This window comes from Streptomyces sp. NPDC054849, assembly GCF_053610945.1.
Genome location: NZ_JBSGZI010000003.1, coordinates 1 through 18,032, shown reverse-complemented (window position 1 = coordinate 18,032; position 18,032 = coordinate 1). Strand labels below are relative to the sequence as shown.

The following is an 18,032-nucleotide window of genomic DNA, read 5'->3' as shown; positions in this document are numbered from 1 at the left end:
CGCCATCGTTCGAACGCCGTCACCCCTCAGGGTGATTTAGGTATCGGTTCGCTCACGGTCGGCAACTTCCCTGCCCGCGAGGCAGTCAGTTGCAGTGAGAGTTGCCGACCACGGACCAGTCGGACCATACGTACGCAGTACTGCCGGGAGTACACATGCACATCAGGGGCGACCACGCCGAACTCGCTGTCGGGGGCCGCCTCGACGTGCGCAGCGCGGCGGACGCCCGTACGGCCCTCCACACCGCCCTCGACGACGGCCACGGCGACCTCGTGCTCGACCTCACCGGGCTCGACTCCTGGGACGCGACCGGGCTCGGCGTCATCATGGGCGCGCACCGGAGGGCCGGCCGGACCGGACGGCGCCTCGTCCTGCGCGGGGTGCCGCCGCAGATGCAGCGGCTGCTCGTGGCGACCCGGCTGCACCGGATCCTCGCGATCGAGGGCGGCCTGGAAGCCGAGTCCCTGCCCCGGGTCTGACCCGCAGGCCGCTGACCTTTGCATTTCCTGCGGAAACGTAACGGTCCGGTGGTGATCGCCCCCCTGCGGTTTCCCCCGCCACCGGCCACGGTCTAGGGTTCGGGCGGAAACCGGACCGAGAGCGACAGCGGGTGCGCCAAGGCCGGGCGGTACGACGGCGAGGCGCGCGGCCCGCGATCGGGGGACTGGGTCATGGACCGTACACAGGGGCGGACCGAGCAGGACGAGCAGTCCGCGGGCGGCTCCACGCCGCCCGCTTCCCCGCCGGCCACGCAGGCGGCGCCCAGCGCGCCCGCGCGGGTCGTCAGCCTGACCGCGGGCGCCTTCACCCTCACCGTGAACCCGGTCGACGGCAGCGAGATCGAGCCGCTCCGGCCCGGCACGGAGCGAGTCCGCCCCGCCAGGCGGGACGCGGCCGCCCGCGCGGCCCGTGACGCCGCCGCCCGGCCGCCCGCCCTGCCGGGCCCGGCCCTGCCCGCCCGGCCCCTGCTGCAGCGCGGGGAGGAGCAGGAGCGGCTCGTCCGGCTGCTGGGCCGAGGGCGGTCGGTACGACTGACCGGACCCTCAGGATCCGGTCGCAGTGTGCTGCTCGACGCGGTCGCCGCCCAGTGCGCGGGCATCGCGCCCGACGGCGTCGTACGGCTTTCCGGCTACGGGCACCAGCAGCCCGCGGAACTCCTCCAGGCGCTCTACGCGGCCGTCTACGAGGCGCCGCGGGAACGTCCCACGCAGGACGAGCTCCTGGCCCGCGTACGGGAGATAGGCGCCGTCGTCCTCCTGGACGACCTGGAGATGGGCGGGAGCGCCCTCGACGAGCTGCTGCGCGCCACCCCCGAGTGCGCCTACCTGCTGGCCGCGACCCCCGACACCCGCGCCCCCTCCGACGACTCGCACATCGAAGAGGTCTTCCTCGGCGGGCTGGGCAAGGCCGACTGCCCGGAGCTGCTGGAGGCGGTCGTCGGACGGCCGCTGACGGACGAGGAGACCGCCTGGGCGGAAGACCTGCGGTTCGCCTCCGAGGGGCTGCCCCTGCGCTTCGTCCAGGCCGCGGCTCTGCTGCGGCAGCGTGACGAGCTCAACCACAGCGACGAGGACGACGAGGAGGAGGAGCCCGGCGTCTTCGAGGAGCGCCCGCGCGACGCGGCCCACGTGCCGCTGCCGACCCTCGCCGAGGGCGCGGCGCCGGCGGAGGTGCTGGCCTCGCGGGTCAGCGAGTCGGCGCGCGCGGTCCTGCGGATCGCCTGCGCGCTGGGCGGGGAAGTGCCGCACCACGCGCACCTGCCCGCGCTGGTGGGGGACACCCACGCCGACACGGCGGTGGCGGAGCTGCTGGCCTGCGGGCTGCTGACACCCGTCGGGACGCGGTACCGGCTGGCCGCCGGGGTCGCACGGCAGCTGGAGGAGGCCGGGTACGGGGACACGGGGGCGGAGGAGGCCCGTACGGCCGCCCGGCACTACGCCTGGTGGACCGGGCACGCGTCGGTGACCCCGGAGCGGGTCGCGGCGGAGGCCGACGCGGTGCTCGCGGCGCTGGCCGGTGCGGACGTGGTGGCGGCGGTGCTGCTGGCGCGCACGGCGGCTCCGGCGTTCGCGGCCTCGCTGCACTGGGAGGCCTGGGAGCGGGTGCTGCGCTCGGGAGCGGAGGCCGCGCGCAAGGCGGGGGAGGTCGCCGAGCAGGCGTACTTCCACCACGAGCTGGGTGTGCTGGCCCTGTGCGAGGGACGCCTCGACCGGGCGCGGGCCGAACTGGAGACCTCGATCGGGCTGCGGGGTGCGCTGGCGGACAAGCGGGGCACCGTCGCGGGGCGGCGGGCGCTGGCGCTGGTCGTGGACCAGGAGGCGGCGGGGGCGGCGCCGTCGCCGCCGCTGCGGCTGGAGCCCCCGGCCCTGGCGGCGGGTTCGGAGGCGGTGACGGCGGCGACTCGGGCCGCACCGGCCTCCGCGAGGACGACCGCGGCGATTGCCTTGACCTCGACCGCCTCGACCGCCTCGACCGCCTCGACCGCCTCGACCGCCTCGACCGCCTCGGCCCCCGCGACTCCCGCGACCCTCCCGAGCGCGTCCCCCTCGGCCGCCCGGGTCGGCCCGGGTGCACGGGTGGCCCCGGTGGTTCCGGTGTCCTCGGAAGCGGTGACGCGGATGACCCCGGTGGTGCCGGTGACGCCGCGCTCGCAGACGCCCACGACGCTGTCGGAGGTGTTCGAGGACGCCTTCCCGCTGACCCCGAAGCAGGCCCCGGCCGTCGCCCCGGCTCCCTCCGCCGCCCCGGCCCCGGCCCCCGGCCGTCGCCGACTGGTGGTGCTGGCCGCCGCGGGAGCGCTGACGGTGGTGGCGCTCGGCACGGTCGTGAGTCTGGCGCTGGACTCGTCGGACGTGGCGCCGCCGGCGCAGGGGCCGGCGGTGTCCTCGACGCCGACGGTCTCGGTGCCCACGACCGCGCCCGGAACCAGTGGGAACGATCCTGCGCCGGAGCCGCCCGTGTCGGCCCCGCCGGCCGGGTCCGCGGCCCCGGGGGTGAGCGTCGCCCCGTCTCCGGGCCGCACGCCCGGCCGGACCCCGTCACGCCGCCCGTCCGCGACGCCGTCGAAGACTCCGCCCTCGTCCTCCGTTTCGACCCCGCCGCCCAGTACGGGTACGTCTCCGTCGCCGTCGGAGACCGCCGTGCCCTCGCCGACGGTCACCACGGACCCGGTGACGGCCACCGCCACCTCCCCGACCACGGCCCCCTGAGCGACGGCCGCCCCCTGAGCGACGGCCGCCCCCTGAACGACGGCCGCTCCCTGAACGACGACCGCCCCGTGAACGACGACGGCTCCGTCCTCGCGGACGGAGCCGTTGCTTCAGGGAGACGGCAGGATCAGAACAGGCGGAGCTTGTCGTCCTCGATGCCGCGCAGGGCGTTGTAGTCCAGGACCACGCAGTCCATCCCGCGGTCCGTCGCCAGGACCTTCGCCTGCGGCTTGATCTCCTGGGCCGCGAAGACGCCCCGGACCGGGGCCAGGTGCGGATCCCGGTTGAGGAGCTCCAGGTAGCGGGTCAGCTGCTCGACGCCGTCGATCTCGCCGCGGCGCTTGATCTCCACGGCCACCGTCGCACCGGAGGCGTCCCGGCACAGGATGTCGACCGGACCGATCGCCGTCATGTACTCGCGCCGGATCAGGGTGTAGCCCTCGCCCAGCGTGTCGATGCGGTCCGCGAGGAGTTCCTGGAGGTGTGCCTCGACGCCGTCCTTGATGAGTCCCGGGTCCGTGCCGAGCTCGTGGGAGGAGTCGTGCAGGACTTCCTCCATGGTGATGATGAGCTTCTCGCCCGCCTTGTTGACCACCGTCCACACACCGGCGTCGTCACCGCTCCCCTCTTTGAGGGTGCAGGGCGGCGACATCCAGTTGAGCGGTTTGTACGCTCGGTCGTCCGCGTGGATCGAGACACTGCCGTCGGCCTTCACGAGGATCAGACGGGGTGCCGAGGGCAGATGGGCGGTGAGCCGGCCCGCGTAGTCGACGGAGCAGCGGGCAATGACGAGACGCATGGTCGGCAACGCTACTCGACGAGAAGGCCTCCACGCGATTCGCCCCTGAAAGCCCCGTTCGCCGATGGCGCGTTGTATGCGCATTCTCCTGGTGCGGTACCCATGCGGCGCCTACCGTGGTGAGCGGGAGGTTGTCGAGCGTGCACGCTGCGTCGCGATCTCCCGTCCCTGCCCGTAAGACTCCGGCAACCCAGTCAGCCGGGGTCGCGAGAGGAGAACCCATGTCGCTCGACGTCTCACCGGCCCTACTCGAACAGGCCGAGCGAGGCGAGGTCGACGAAGCCGCCTTCGTCGACTGCGTCCGGACCTCCCTGCCTTACGCATGGGAGATGATCAGCTCGCTGGTGGCCCAGCTGAAGGTGGACGGCGGACAGTTCGCCGACAACCAGACGCCGCCGCCCGACGAGCAGGCGCGCGGGCAGCTGCTGCGCGCTCTCGCGAGTGACGCGATACGTGGTGCGCTGCAGCGGCACTTCGGAGTGCGCCTGGCATTCCAGAACTGTCACCGGCTGGCGGTGTTCCCGCTGGATTCCTCGGTGGACGACCGGCTGGCCAAGTTCACTTCGATCCGCGGTCAGCTGCTCAACCAGTCGCCGGAGCTGCGGGACTGCTGAGCAGGGCCGGTAGGTCTCAGCCGAGACGGGGCAGGACTTCGGCGCCCAGTCGTCGTAGGTTCTCCTCCGTCGCGGCGAGATCGCCCGAGCCCTCCGCCAGGAGGGCGAAGCGCGAGATGCCCGTCCGTGCCGACGTGGCCGCCAGGCGGTCAGCAGCCACCTCCGGGGTGCCCACCGGATGCAGGTCGCACAGCAGTTCCGTGTACGCGACCGGATCCCGCATCGCGCGCACGCGGCCGTCCACCGTCACATGTGCGTCCAGACCCTGCTTGAGCCAGCCCGGCATCGCCTTCAGCAGGGTCTCCCGGGCGTCCGCCGTGCGGTCCGCGATCTGGCACACCCCGGCGGACACGTGCCCCGCGCCCGCCACGTGCTCCCGTGAGTGGCCCGCCGCCAGCGCCGTGCGGCGCCACAGCGCGACCATCTCGGCCTTGATCTCGTCCCCGCAGTGCATGCCGAGGAGCATCGGCAGCCCCCGCTGCGCGGCCAGTCGTACCGACGCCGGCGAGGTGCACGCCACGATGACCTCGGGTCCGGCGCCGTCCCCGTCCAGGGCCTCCGACGGCCGCGGGACGACCTCCACCTCACGGAAGGCGTACCGCTCGCCGGCGGCTCCCACCCGGGCTTCGGTCAGCCAGCGCCGCAGCAAATCCAGGGCCTCGGGGAAGCCGTTCTCGTAACTGTCCAGGCCGCCTCCGAACACCTCCAGGTCGACCCACGGCCCTCCGCGGCCCACCCCGAGGGTGAACCGGCCGCCCGAGGTCATGTGCAGCAGGGCCGCCTGCTCCCCGAGGGCCACCGGGTGACTGCTCGGCAGCACGCTCACGGCAGTGCCCACCCGCAGCCGCCGGGTCCGGCCCAGCAGCAGCGCCGCCAGGGTCACCGCCGACGGGCAGACCCCGTACGGGACGAAGTGGTGCTCGGCGAGCCAGACGGAGTCGAGCCCGGCCTCCTCTGCCACCTCGGCGGTCCGCACCGCCCGGTGCAGTGCCTCGCCCTGTCCCTGGCCCGGGAACTGGGCCGCCAGTACAAATGCTCCTACGCGCATCGCCTTTAGCCTCCTCGCGGCTGACGCGGCCTCCCCAGGTGGACCGGTTCTTCCTATGGCAACAACGTCTGACACGTGCCAAAGGCACGGGCTGACACGGAAGTTATTGGGATTGTCGGGCCATTCCTTTTCGCGCGGCCGCCTTCCTCAACCACCCTGCGGGTACCCGGCCTCGCTGCGCGTAGTCTGGGAGAAAGTCACTGCCGTCCGCCCATCCGTGAGGTATACGTGTCACCGCGCAACAACCGCCCCAGGGGCGGCGAGACCCCGGACGAACGCCCCAGCACCGGCCTCGACCGCTACGGGCTGGAGCGCACCGAGGAGTACCAGGGCGAGGACTGGAAGGTCAGGCACGTGGCGGGCGCGAGCGCGGCGGGCAAGCGCTACCGCTGCCCCGGCTGCGACCAGGAGATCCCCTCCGGCACGCCGCACCTGGTGGCCTGGCCGGAGTACGGCGGCGTGGACGACCGGCGGCACTGGCACAAGGCCTGCTGGAACGCGAAGGACCGCCGCACCACGAAGGTGCAGCGGTCCCGTAACGCGCCCAGGTACTGAGCCCCGGGCCCGACCCGGAGGGACAGGTCCCCCCAGGGAAGCGCCCTAGACGTCCCGGCGGCCGACCGACAGGTACGAGACGGTCACCGCTCCGCCCGTGACCAGCACGATGAGCACCAGGTGTGAGAGGTTGCTGGGTGCCGCGCCCAGGTCGCCGCCCTCCTGTATGCCGAACAGCTGGCTCAGCGCCACCGGCACGTTGCGCTGGAGTACCACCCGCCCGACGGGCGCGACGGCCTCCCAGATGCTGAGCATGGCCCCTATCACCGGCGGCAGCGTGACGACGCCGAGCATGACGGCGATCGCCCCGGCCGAGTGCCGCACCAGCGCGCCGATCGCGAGCGCCAGCACACCGAGCAGGGTGACGTAGAGGCAGCCGAGCAGCGCGCCGAACCACTCCTGGGCCGAGTGCGCGCCCGCCTCGGGGTCACCGTGGACGAGCGCCGCGGCGATCCCGACCACGAAGACGGACAGCGTGGTGGTGACGAAGGCCGTGATGCTGAAGACGAGGTACTTGGCGGTGAGCACCCGGTGCCGGTCCGGTGCCGCGGTGAACGTGGTCCGCGCCAGCCCGGTGCCGTGCTCCGAGGTGATGGTCAGCACGCCGAGGACCATCACCGCGAGCTGACCCACCAGCAGACCGAAGAGTGCGGGCGTGGTGAAGGAGATCGACACGTAGTCCTGGGCGCCGGTCTGCACGACGAAGAGCAGCCCGAAGCCGACGACGGTCGCCACGAGCGCGCCGAGCGTCCACAGGGTGGAGCGGACCGAGACCAGCTTGGTCCACTCCGAGGCCAGCGCGTGCCCCAGGTGCGGGCGCGGCGTGGGCAGCGGCGAGCTGTACTTCACGGCGGTCTGCGAGCCGGAGGGGCTGGTCATCTGGCTTCCTCGGGGTCGTTCTGGGCTGCGCCGGCGAGCTCACCGGGATGGCCGGGCATCAGGAAGGGCCGGCCGCCCGCTCCGGGGGGCGGCGGCGCGTAGAAGCCCGCCCGCGGGACCTCCGCGGCCGCCGGCCCGTCCTCCCACGCCGGGAGGGCCAGCGGCTCCGGCTCCCAGAGCTCGGCCCGCGGGTCGTCGGTGGAGGTGTACTCGACGGCGGACTGGGTCATCCGCATGTACGCCTCCTCCAGCGACGCCCGGTGGGGCGACAGCTCCCACAGCCTTACGCCGGCCCCGTGCGCGAGATCCGAGATGAGGGGCAGCTCCAGGCCGGTCACGCGCAGTGCTCCGTCGGGCTCCTGGAGGACCCGGCCGCCCGCCTCGGTGAGCGCCGTACCCAGCGCGTCCCGGCCATCTGGATCATTGTCGGCCGCGCGGACCCGAGCGAATCCGGCCGAGTTGTGCGCGATGAACTCCTGGGTTCCCATATCGGCCAGCAGCCGCCCGCGGCCGATCACGATCAGGTGGTCGGCGGTCAGCGCCATCTCGCTCATCAGGTGCGAGGAGACGAAGACGGTGCGGCCCTCGGCGGCGAGCCGGCGCATCAGATTGCGGACCCAGAGGATGCCTTCGGGGTCGAGACCGTTGACCGGCTCGTCGAACAGCAGCACCTGCGGGTCGCCGAGCAGGGCGGTGGCGATGCCGAGCCGCTGGCCCATGCCGAGCGAGAAGCCCTTCGTGCGCTGCCGGGCCGCGTCCTGGAGGCCGACCACGGCCAGTACCTCGTCCACGCGCCTCTCCGGGATGCCGGAGAGCTGGGCGATGGACAGGAGGTGGGTGCGGGCCCGGCGGCCGCCGTGCACGGCCTTGGCGTCGATCAGGGCCCCGACGTGCCGCTGGGCGTTCGGCAGCTGCCGGTAGGGGAGGCCGTTGATCGTGACATGACCGGAGGTGGGCCGGTCGAGACCCAGGATCATGCGCATGGTGGTGGACTTCCCGGAGCCGTTGGGCCCCAGGAAGCCGGTGACGTGACCCGGCTTGACCTGGAAGGACAGCTGGTCGACGGCGGTCTTGGCGCCGTAGCGCTTGGTCAGGCCGACTGCCTCGATCATCTTGTTGCCCCTTACCAGGCCGGGACGACTTTCGCCCGCGTAAGGGTTAAGAGGATAACGAGGTTCCTGCGGTTCCGTCCCGGGCCGGATCCCTGAGCTGCCCCTGAGTCCGACCCGGGGATCCCCCGTAGTACGCGGGCGGGAGGTCAGGCGTCCCTCTTGCGGAGGACGACGCAGCCCCCGAGTACCGCGGCCAGCGTCCAGAGGGTCATGATCCCGAAGCCGCCCCAGGGGCCGTACGGGGTCTCGGGGGAATCGAAGGCGTTGGGCACGACCTGCATGATCCTCGCCCCGGCGTTGCTCGGCAGGTACTGGCCGACCGTACGGGTCGCCTCGAATCCGATCAGGAGGTTCGAGACGATCAGGAAGAACGGGATGAGGATGCTGATGGCGGCGACCGAGCTGCGCAGCATGGCCGCAACGCCCATGCAGAACAGTGCGAGCAGCGCCAGGTACAGTCCGGCGCCGACCAGGGCGCGCAGCACGTTCTCCTCGCCGACACCGATGCCGAGGTCACCGAGGAGCGCCTGGGTGAGGAAGAACGACACGAAGCTGGTCAGCAGTCCCACCGCCAGGGCCAGCGCCGTCGCCACCGCCATCTTGCCGAGCAGGAAGCGCCCGCGGTGCGGTACGGCGGCCAACGAGGTGCGGATCATGCCCGTGCTGTACTCGGTGCTCACGACCATCACACCGAAGACGATCATCGCCAGCTGTCCGAATTGCATCGAACTGAGGCTCGTCGCGGTGGGATCGAAGGTGGCCCGCTGAGCCGCGTCCAGGGTGGCCGTGTCGAACGTGGCGCTGAACAGTGCGGCGAAGCCGACGGTGACGAGGAAGACGAGGGCGAGGGTCCAGCTCGTGGAGGCGACCGTACGGATCTTGGTCCACTCGGAGCGGAGGACGGCGGAGAAGGCCATGCTCACTCACCGCCCTTGCGCGTCGCCTCGAAGCCGGCGCCCCAGGCAGGTACGTCGGCCGGCCGGCGCGGGTTGTCGGCGGCCATGCCGGGGGTCGCCGGCCCGCCCGCCTCGCCCGGCGCGTGGGCGTGGTACTCGACGGAGTCGGCCGTCATGCGCATGAACGCATCCTCCAGTGAGGCCCTTTGCGGGCTGAGCTCGTGCAGCACGATCCGGTGCCGGGCGGCCAGCTCGCCGAGCTGTTCCGCGCTCGCGCCGTCGATCTCCAGCGTGCCGGTGGCGGGGACGCTGACGACGGCGCTGATCCCGGCGTCGTGCAGGACGTCCTTGAGCTGTTCCTGCTGCGGGGAGCGCAGCCGGACGTAAGTCCGGGAGTTCTGCTGGATGAAATCGGCCATCGACAGATCGGCCAGAAGCCTCCCTTGACCGATGACGACCAAATGGTCTGCGGTCAGCGCCATTTCGCTCATCAGATGGGAGGAGACGAAGATCGTCCTTCCCTCCGCCGCCAGGCCCTTCATCAGATTGCGGATCCAGAGAATTCCCTCGGGGTCCAGACCGTTGACGGGTTCGTCGAACATCAGGATTTCCGGATCTCCCAGCAACGCGGAGGCGATTCCCAGCCGCTGGCCCATGCCCAGCGAAAATCCTCTGGACTTCTTCTTCGCCACGGCCGTCAGGCCGACCAGGTCCAGTACCTCGGAGACCCGCTGTTCCGGGATGCGGTTCGACTGGGCCAGACAGAGAAGGTTGTTGTATGCACTTCGGCCACCGTGCATGGCCTTCGCGTCCAGGAGTGCCCCGATGTACTTGAGCGGTTCCGGCAGGTCCCGGTAGTGCTTCCCGTCGATCCGGACCGTGCCGCTGGTCGGATTGTCGAGGTCGAGCATCATGCGCATGGTCGTGGACTTCCCCGCCCCGTTGGGGCCGAGGAAGCCGGTCACCACCCCCGGTCTGACCTGGAAGCTGAGGTGGTCCACGGCCACCGTCGCGCCGAATCGCTTGGTGAGGCCCTCAAGCTCGATCATGCGGCCACGCTAGAACGCCCGAGGGCCCTACGCCACCCCGAGGAGGTGACATAGGGCCCTCGATCGGGCTCTACAGGAACGCGCCGCGCCACCGGCGGGCGGGGCGGGCCGGCTGCGTACCCGCGGTGTACTAGCGGCTCTGCTGCGCCGGGACGCCGCGCGAGACGGGCTCGTCGTCCACGATCGGGGTGGCCGCCGCGACGGCCGCGCCCGTCAGCGTCGCCAGCATCTCGCGGACGTTGGTCAGCTGCGCGTTGATCGAGTCGCGGCGGTTGGTGAGCGCCGCCAGCTCGCGCTCGGACTCGCTGCGGATGCGGTCCGCCTTGGCGTTGGCGTCGGCCACGATGTCCTCGGCCTGGCGCTGCGCGGTCTCCACGGTCTGACGGGCGCGGCGCTCCGCGTCCGTACGCAGCTTCTCGGCCTCCAGGCGCAGCTGCTCCGCGCGGTGCTCGATCTCCGCGAGACGCTTCTCGGCCTTGGCCTGGCGGGAGGCCAGGTCGCGCTCCGACTGCTCACGGCGCTTGGCCAGGTTGGTCTCGAAGTCCGCGGCGGCCTGGGCGGCCTTGGCACGGGTCTCCTCGAACAGCGCGTCGGCCTCCTCGCGCTTGGAGGCCGCGTCCTTCTGGGCCTCGGCACGCAGGGTGGAGGCGTCGCCCTTGGCCTTCTCGACGATGCGGACGCCCTCGTCCTCCGCCTTCGTCTTGCGGTCGGCGGCGAACGACTCGGCGTCGTTGCGCACCTGCTGGGCAGCCGACTCGGCGAGCTCACGGTGCTGCTCGGCCGCGCGACGGGCCTCCTCGCGCAGGTCCTTCGCCTCCTCCTCGGCCAGCCGCAGGATCTTCTCGACCCGGGCGCCGAGGCCGGCGTACGACGGCTCGGCGTCGTTCACCTGGGCCTGGGCGTTCTGCGTCTCGAGGTGCAGCTCCTCGATCCGCTTTTCCAGAGAGTTGATACGTCCAAGGGCGCTGTCGCGGTCGGAGACCAGCTTGGTAATGCGGTCGTCCACCTGACCGCGGTCGTAACCACGCCGCACGAGCTCGAAGCCGAAGGGGGAGGAAGTGTCGCTCATGGGGTTCCTGTCGAATGAGACCGATGAGGTGCTACGTGAGGTGTTAAGGGGAATCCTAGGCGCCCAGGCGGCGTGTCATCGAGTCAATCCGCGTTTGATCTGGACAATGACACCTCTTTTGAGTGGCAGAACGACAGAGCGCTTGTCACCCGTTCGCCTGAACCTCCATCAGGTGCACACATCCGTGAGTGTTTGGCTAGCCCTCCGACGACTTGCCACCCGAACGAGTGGACCCTGCTGTCGCTCCGGCCTTCACGCCCCCCGCGCCCTGACCGCCGACCGCCGGCTTTCCTCCGCCCGAAGGCGCCTCGAATGATTCCAACGCCTCAAGAACGTCCTGGACACGGGAGATCTCCGCCTGAATGTCCTCGCGCCTGCGCACCAGAACCTCCAGCTCACGGCGGCCCTCCTCGACGAGCCGATCGGCCTCCGCCCTGGCCTCTGCGAGGGCGTTCTCGGCCTCCCGGGTCAGCTCCGCCTTCTTCTGCTCGGCCTCCTTGAGCAGCGCCTCCGCCTTGCGGACTGCGGCGATGCGCACCTTGCTCGCCTCGCTGCTCGCGTCCGAGACCAGCTCCTTGGCCTTCGCCTCGGCCTCGATGCTCTGCTCGGTCGCCGCCCGCACCAGCTTGTCCACGCGCTCGCCGGCCGACTTCATCTGCTCGGCCGACTCGCGGCGGGCCCGCTCGTGCAGCTCCTCGACCTCGCCCTCGACGCGGCCGCGCAGCTCCTCCGCCCGTTCCCTTATGGCAGCCGCGTCCGTGCGCGCACCGACCAGCAGCTCGTCTGCGTCCGTACGGGCCTTCTCCACCAGGGAGTTGCCCTCGACGGTCGCCTCCGAGGTGATCCGCGCCGCCTCCTTGCGGGCTGCGTCGACCATCGCGTCGGCCTGCTCCTCGGCCGCCGTCGTGGCGGCGAGGGCCTGCTTCTGCGCATCGCCGGTCAGCTTCGCGGCCTCCGCCGAAGCCTCGGTGATGAGACGGTCGACCTGCTCCGCCGCCTCGCTGCGGCGCTTGTTGGCCTCCTCGCGGGCCTCGTCCAACAGCCGCTCGGACTCCGCACGGGCCTCGGTGTGGATGCGCTCAGCCTCGCTCGCCGCCTCGGCCTTGACCCGCTCGGCCTCCGACCGGGTACGGGCCGCGTGCTCCTGCGCCGAGGACAGCGCTTCAGACGCGTCCGCGCGCAGCCGCTCGGCCTCGTTGGCAGCCTCGCCGACCGTGCGCTCGTTGTCCTTGCGGGTCTGCTCGGTGAGCTTCTCGGCCTCGGACACGGCCTCGGTGATGAGCCGGTCCGCCTGCTCGGCCGCCTCGGTGCGCAGCCGGTTCGCCTCGGCGCGCGCCTCGTCCAGCGTCTGCTCGGCGTCCCGCTCTGCGCTCGCCAGCGTCTCGTTCGCCGCGACCGTGACGCGGTCCGCCTCCGCGGTGGCCTCGCCGATGATCCGGCCGCCTTCCGCCCGGGCGTCGTCCAGGACCCGGGCCGCCTCCGCGCGCACCCGCTGGGCCTCCGCCTCGGCCTCGCCGACCGTGGCCTCGTTGGCCGCACGGGTCTCGTCGATGAGCCGGTCACCCTCGGCACGCGAGTCGACCATGATCCGCGCCGCGTCCCGTTCGGCGCTCGCCAGCGTCTCGGCCGCCTGGGCCTTGAGCCGGGCGGCCTGCGTGGTCAGCCGCTCGGCCTCGGCCGCCGCCTCGCCGACGGTGACCGCGTTGGCGGCGCGGGTCTCCTCCGTGAGCCGGTCCGCCTCCGCCGACGCCTCGGTGATGAGCCGGTCGGCCTGCTCCGCGGCCTCGGTACGCAGCCGGTTGCCCTCGGCGCGGGCCTCGTCCAGGATGCCGGCGGCCTCGGTGCGGGCGGCCTCCGCGGCCTGCGCCGCCTCGACCGTGATCCGCTCGGCCTGTGCCTCGGCCTCGGAGACCGTGGCCGCGTTCGCCGCGCGGGTCTCCTCGGTGATCCGTGCGGCCTCCGCCGTCGCCTCGGCCGTGATCAGGGCGCCCTCGGCGCGGGAGGCCTCCAGGGACTCCGCCGCCTCGCCGCGGATCCGGTTCGCGTCGTCCCGGGCATCGGCCCGGGTACGGGCCGCGTCCCGCTCGGACGCGGCCAGCGCGTCCGTGGCCTCGGTCCGCACCCGCTGCGCGTACTCCGCGGTGTCGCTGCGCAGCTGCTCCGCCTCGGCGATCGCCTCGCCGACCGTCCGCTCCGCCAGCGCCTTCGCCGCGTCCGTCTCCGCGCGCGCCTCGCTGCGGATCCGGTTGGCGTCCTCGGTGGCCCGCTCCCGTTCCGCGTAGGCGTCGGAACGGACCCGGCCGGCCTCTTCCTCGGCCTCCGTCTTCGTACGCTCGGCTGCGTGCTCGGCGGCGCTGCGCAGCCCGGCGATCTCCTCCTCGGCCTGCTCGTGCAGCCCGGCCACGGAGTCCCGTACCTGCTGGGCGGTGGCCTCCGCCGCCGACACCAGCTCCGAAGCACGGCGCTCGGCCTCGTCGGTCAGGCGGGCCGCCTCGGCCTGCGCCTCCTCCGAGCGGCGGCGGGCCGCGGCCAGCAGCTCCTCGCTCTGCTCGCGGGCCTGCGCCCGCTCCTGCTCCGCGTCCGTCCGGGCCGACGCCAGGGTCTCCTCGGACTCCCGGCGGCGCCGGGCGGCCTCCTCCTGCGCGGCGGCCAGCGCCTCCGCGGCCTCCGCGGCGACCCGCTCGGCCGCCGCCTTCGCCTCGGAGCGCAGCCGGTCCGCGGTCTCCTGCGCCTCCGAGCGCACCCGCTCCGCGTCGGTCTCGGCCTCGCTGCGCAGCCGTACGGCGACCTGCTCGGCCTCGGCACGCACCCGGCCGGCGTCGTCCGCCGCGTCGTCCCGCAGCCGCTCGGCCTCCGCCTCCGACTGCGTCTGCAGCGTGCGGATGCGCTCCGCCGCCTCGGCACGCAGCCGGTCGGTCTCCTCCGTGGTCTCGCGGCGGATGTTCTCCGCCGCCGCACGGGCGTCGCGCAGCGTCTGTTCGGCCGTGGTCAGCCGGCTCTCGGCGTCCGTGTGCAGCCGTACGAGCTCCTCGTCGGCCTCGGCGCGCTTGGCGGCCAGCGCCTGCTCGGTCTCCTCGCGCCGCGCGAGGGCCGCCGCGTCCGCCTCGGCCCGTACGGCCTCGGCCTGCTCCTCGGCCTCGGCGCGCAGCCGCTCGGCCTCGGTGCGGGTCCGCTCCAGGGTCTCCTCGGCCTGCTTGCGCAGCGTGCCGGCCCGCTCGACGGCCTCGGCGCGGACCCGCTCGCTCTCGGCAGTCGCCCCGCCGCGCAGCTCGTCCGCGTCCGCCTTGGCCTTGCCGAGCAGCTCCTCGGCGGTCCGGGCCGCCTCCTCGATCTGCTGCACCGCCTCACGGCGGGCCTCGCCGCGGATCCGCTCGCCCTCGGCGACGGCCTCCGCGCGCAGCTGCTCGGCCTCGCCGCGCAGCCGCCGGGCCTCCGCCTGGAGTTCGACCGTGCGGGCCCGGTACTCCTCGGTGTCGTCCTTCGCGGCGCCCTTGAGCTCGTCGGCCGTGGTCGCCGCATGCAGGCGCAGCCGGTCGGCCTCGGCCTCGGCCTCGCGGCGGATCCGCTCGGCCTCCTCGGACGCGGCCCGGGTGGTGGCCCGGGCGTCCTCGGAGGCCTTGTTCAATACGTCCTCGGCGGTGCGGGCCGCCTTCGCCAGCTGCGCGGCCATGTCCTCGGCCGCGGCCGTACGAGCGTGCTCGCCGGCCTCGGTGCGCAGCCGCTCGGCCTCGGCGCGGGCGTCGGCCAGGGCCTGTTCGGCCTCGCTCTTGAGGGCCTCGACCTCCTTGGTGGCCTCGCCGACCAGCCGCGCGACCTGCTCCTTGGCCGTGCGGGTGCGCTGCTCGTTGACGGACTCCGCCGACGCGAGCTGGCGGGACGCGCTCTCCTTGGCCTCGGCGAGCACCTTCTCGGCCTCGGCGCGGGCCTCGCGCAGCGCGGAGTCGGCCTCCTGCACGCGGGACTCGGCCAGCCGGCCGAGGTCCATGGTCTGCTGGCGGGTCTGCTCGGCCTCGGCGGAGGTGGTGGAGCGCAGCCGCTCCGCGTGCTGGGTGGCCTCCTGGGCCTGCGAGGAGGCGGCGGTCAGCAGCCGCTCGGCCTCCTTGCGGGCACGCAGCAGGGTGGCCTCGGTCTCCGCGCGGGCGGCCTCGGCGTCGGCGGCCATCCGGCGCCGGGTCTCCTCGGCGAGCCGGGCGGCCTCGGCGCGGGCGGCGTTCAGGGACTGCTCGGCCTCGGCGCGGGACTCCTCCATGAGCCGGCGCGCCTGGGCCTCCGTACGGGCGCGCAACTGCTCGGCCCAGGCAACGTTCTCGTTGACGTGCGCCTCGACGGTCTGGCGGCGCTCGTTGAGCTCCTGGTCCAGACGCTGGCGGCGGTTGACGGCCTCGGCGTGCAGTTCGGCCTGCAGGCGCGCCTGGTGTTCGGCGTGCTCCTGCAGGATGCGCTGGGTCTGCGCCCGGACGTCGCGCAGCTCGCGCTCGGCGTCGGAGCGCATCTGGTCGGCCTGGATCTGGGCATTGCGGAGCAGCTGCTCCGCCTGGTATCCCATGTCCGCGCCGTCGTAGGCGGGGCGGGACGCCAGACTGCGGCGTACCTCGTGGAGCTTGGCGCGCAGCACCTCGACCTGGTATCCCAGGTCCTCAGCGTGCTGGACGGCCTTCCCGCGCTCCTTCTTCAGCCGCTCCATCTCGGCTTCGAAGCGCGAGAGGTGGTCGGCCCCGGCCTGATGGCTCTCCTGGCTTTCGTAGCCCCGCACAGCGCGGTCCCATCCGTCCCCTGGTCGCAAGCTCACTCCCAAATGAGCATCGCTCGCCCGCTGAACGACGCCCCCGGGGGAATGGTGTCAGATACCGGGGCAGGGGTCACAGGCCCCGACCCCGTCTCCGCACCGAACCCCGGCCGAGCCATGGCCACTCTACCGGCCGGGGAATCGGGCCATCAGTGGTCGGGGTTGGAGGTGACCAGTTCGGTGAGGACGCCGTGGCAGTCCTTGGGGTGCAGGAAGGTGATCGAGGAGCCCATGGAGCCGATCCGGGGCTGGTCGTAGAGGACGCGGACGCCCTTGCCGCGGATGGCCTCCGAGTCGCCCTGGACGTCCTCGGTGCCGAAGGCGATGTGGTGGACGCCCTCACCGTTCTTGGCGAGCCACTTGCCCACCGCGGAGTCCTCCCGGGTGGGCTCCAGGAGCTGGAGGTAGGAGGCGCCGCCGTCGGACGTTTCGTTGATCTTCAACATGGCCTCGCGGACGCCCTGCTCCTCGTTGACCTCGGTGTGGAACACCTCGAAGCCGTACGTGGCACGGTAGAACTCGACAGTCTTGTCCAGGTCGAAGCAGGCGATCCCGATGTGGTCGATTCTTGTCAGCATGGGGACAGTGCACTCCTGAAGGGGGTGGTCACGCAACGTGCGCGCGATCACACCGGCAGCCCGGTGACCGCTGCGGTACCGCCCAGTACATTCACGTAAACCCTCGTTCACTCCTCATCCAAGGGGCTGTGCCTCATGTCCGGATCGAACAACACCACTTCTGTGATCGTCGCCGGGGCCCGCACGCCCATGGGGCGGCTGCTCGGCTCGCTGAAGTCCTTCTCGGGTGCCGACCTCGGCGGTTTCGCCATCAAGTCCGCGCTGGAGCGGGCCGGGATCTCCGGCGACCAGGTCCAGTACGTGATCATGGGCCAGGTGCTCCAGGCCGGCGCGGGCCAGATCCCCGCCCGCCAGGCTGCGGTCAAGGCCGGCATCCCCATGAACGTGCCCGCCCTCACCATCAACAAGGTGTGCCTCTCGGGCCTGGACGCGATCGCGCTGGCCGACCAGCTGATCCGCGCCGGTGAGTTCGACATCGTGGTCGCGGGCGGCCAGGAGTCCATGACGAACGCCCCGCACCTGCTGCCCAAGTCGCGTGAGGGCTTCAAGTACGGCGCCATCGAAATGCTCGACGCGATGGCCTACGACGGCCTCACCGACGCCTTCGAGAACATCGCGATGGGCGAGTCGACCGAGAAGCACAACACCCGCCTCGGCATCGAGCGCGCCCCGCAGGACGAGTTCGCCGCCGCGTCGCACCAGCGCGCCGCGGCCGCCCGGAAGAACGGTGTCTTCGAGGCCGAGATCACCCCGGTCGAGATCCCGCAGCGCAAGGGCGAGCCGGTGGTCTTCTCCGAGGACGAGGGCATCCGCCCCGAGACCACGGCCGAGTCCCTGGGCAAGCTGCGCCCCGCCTTCGCCAAGGACGGCACGATCACCGCCGGCACCTCCTCGCAGATCAGCGACGGCGCGGCCGCCGTCGTCGTGATGAGCAAGGCGAAGGCCGAGGAGCTCGGCCTGGAGTGGATCGCGGAGATCGGCGCCCACGGCAACGTGGCCGGCCCGGACAACTCGCTGCAGTCGCAGCCGTCCAACGCGATCCTGCACGCCCTGAAGAAGGAGGGCCTGGACGTCTCCGACCTGGACCTCATCGAGATCAACGAGGCCTTCGCGGCGGTCGCCGTGCAGTCAATGAAGGACCTCGGGGTGACGCCGGAAAAGGTGAACGTCAACGGTGGCGCCATCGCCCTGGGACACCCGATCGGCATGTCCGGCGCGCGCGTGGTGCTGCACCTGGCGCTGGAGCTGAAGCGCCGCGGCGGCGGAGTCGGCGCGGCCGCGCTGTGCGGCGGCGGCGGCCAGGGCGACGCACTGATCGTCCGCGTCGCCAAGTAGGCCCAGCCGGGGCCGCCGGGTCCCGACCGGGACCGGCGGCCCGACCGTACCCGTACGAGAACCCAGGAGCGCAGCACGTATGACGGCTGTCTCTTATAAACAA

General features: G+C 72.5%; 14 protein-coding genes. 5 read left to right on the top strand and 9 right to left on the bottom strand.

Annotation, left to right across the window (positions count from 1 at the left end; genetic code table 11):
* Positions 1-155: 155 nt before the first annotated feature.
* Positions 156-479, top strand: a complete 324-nt coding sequence (locus tag ACWGIF_RS02305) for an STAS domain-containing protein (protein WP_030153791.1) — start codon at positions 156-158, stop codon at positions 477-479.
* Between the two features lie 192 nt (positions 480-671).
* On the top strand, positions 672-3,209 hold the full coding sequence (locus ACWGIF_RS02300; protein ID WP_453489749.1) for an ATP-binding protein: 2,538 nt from the start codon (positions 672-674) through the stop codon (positions 3,207-3,209).
* A gap of 127 nt (positions 3,210-3,336) precedes the next feature.
* Here the strand turns inward: ACWGIF_RS02300 and nucS are convergent, their stop codons facing one another.
* Positions 3,337-4,008 carry an endonuclease NucS gene (nucS, locus tag ACWGIF_RS02295; protein ID WP_387116572.1) on the bottom strand — a complete coding sequence of 224 codons (672 nt, stop codon included), beginning with the start codon at positions 4,006-4,008 and terminating at the stop codon, positions 3,337-3,339.
* Positions 4,009-4,229: 221 nt separating this feature from the next.
* Here nucS and ACWGIF_RS02290 point away from each other — a divergent pair, with 221 nt between their 5' ends.
* The gene (locus ACWGIF_RS02290) at positions 4,230-4,622 is read left to right on the top strand and encodes an SCO5389 family protein (RefSeq protein WP_031150500.1); all 393 of its coding nucleotides are present in this window, start codon (positions 4,230-4,232) and stop codon (positions 4,620-4,622) included.
* Positions 4,623-4,638: 16 nt separating this feature from the next.
* Here the strand turns inward: ACWGIF_RS02290 and ACWGIF_RS02285 are convergent, their stop codons facing one another.
* The gene (locus ACWGIF_RS02285) at positions 4,639-5,670 is read right to left on the bottom strand and encodes an LLM class flavin-dependent oxidoreductase (RefSeq protein WP_453489744.1); all 1,032 of its coding nucleotides are present in this window, start codon (positions 5,668-5,670) and stop codon (positions 4,639-4,641) included.
* A 228-nt stretch (positions 5,671-5,898) separates the two neighbouring features.
* Between ACWGIF_RS02285 and ACWGIF_RS02280 the strand changes: the two genes are divergently transcribed.
* Complete coding sequence (locus ACWGIF_RS02280) at positions 5,899-6,225, top strand: ATP/GTP-binding protein (protein ID WP_326587972.1); 327 nt, start codon at positions 5,899-5,901, stop codon at positions 6,223-6,225.
* A gap of 45 nt (positions 6,226-6,270) precedes the next feature.
* On the opposite strand, the gene ACWGIF_RS02275 is transcribed toward ACWGIF_RS02280, so the two are convergent.
* From ACWGIF_RS02275 to mce, 7 genes are all read right to left on the bottom strand, one after another.
* The gene (locus ACWGIF_RS02275; RefSeq protein WP_453489740.1) at positions 6,271-7,104 is read right to left on the bottom strand and encodes an ABC transporter permease; all 834 of its coding nucleotides are present in this window, start codon (positions 7,102-7,104) and stop codon (positions 6,271-6,273) included.
* Entirely contained in the window at positions 7,101-8,216 is a 1,116-nt protein-coding gene (locus ACWGIF_RS02270; protein ID WP_453489737.1) for an ABC transporter ATP-binding protein, read from the bottom strand. The genes ACWGIF_RS02275 and ACWGIF_RS02270 overlap by 4 nt, the downstream gene beginning before the upstream one ends.
* 146 nt (positions 8,217-8,362) lie before the next feature.
* The gene (locus tag ACWGIF_RS02265) at positions 8,363-9,133 is read right to left on the bottom strand and encodes an ABC transporter permease (protein ID WP_453489734.1); all 771 of its coding nucleotides are present in this window, start codon (positions 9,131-9,133) and stop codon (positions 8,363-8,365) included.
* Between the two features lie 2 nt (positions 9,134-9,135).
* Positions 9,136-10,161: an ABC transporter ATP-binding protein gene (locus ACWGIF_RS02260; protein ID WP_453489731.1), complete on the bottom strand. Its 1,026-nt coding sequence runs from the start codon at positions 10,159-10,161 to the stop codon at positions 9,136-9,138.
* Between the two features lie 130 nt (positions 10,162-10,291).
* A complete protein-coding gene (locus ACWGIF_RS02255; protein WP_327416486.1) occupies positions 10,292-11,230 on the bottom strand; it encodes a coiled-coil domain-containing protein in 939 nt (312 codons plus the stop codon).
* Between the two features lie 196 nt (positions 11,231-11,426).
* Entirely contained in the window at positions 11,427-15,983 is a 4,557-nt protein-coding gene (gene scy, locus ACWGIF_RS02250) for a polarized growth protein Scy (RefSeq protein ID WP_453489727.1), read from the bottom strand.
* Between the two features lie 182 nt (positions 15,984-16,165).
* Positions 16,166-16,594 (bottom strand): methylmalonyl-CoA epimerase, encoded by a 429-nt coding sequence (mce, locus tag ACWGIF_RS02245; protein WP_374775864.1) that lies wholly within the window; start codon positions 16,592-16,594, stop codon positions 16,166-16,168.
* A 135-nt stretch (positions 16,595-16,729) separates the two neighbouring features.
* On the opposite strand from mce, the gene ACWGIF_RS02240 reads away from it, so the two are divergent.
* Positions 16,730-17,929, top strand: a complete 1,200-nt coding sequence (locus ACWGIF_RS02240; protein WP_453489724.1) for an acetyl-CoA C-acetyltransferase — start codon at positions 16,730-16,732, stop codon at positions 17,927-17,929.
* Positions 17,930-18,032: the final 103 nt, after the last annotated feature.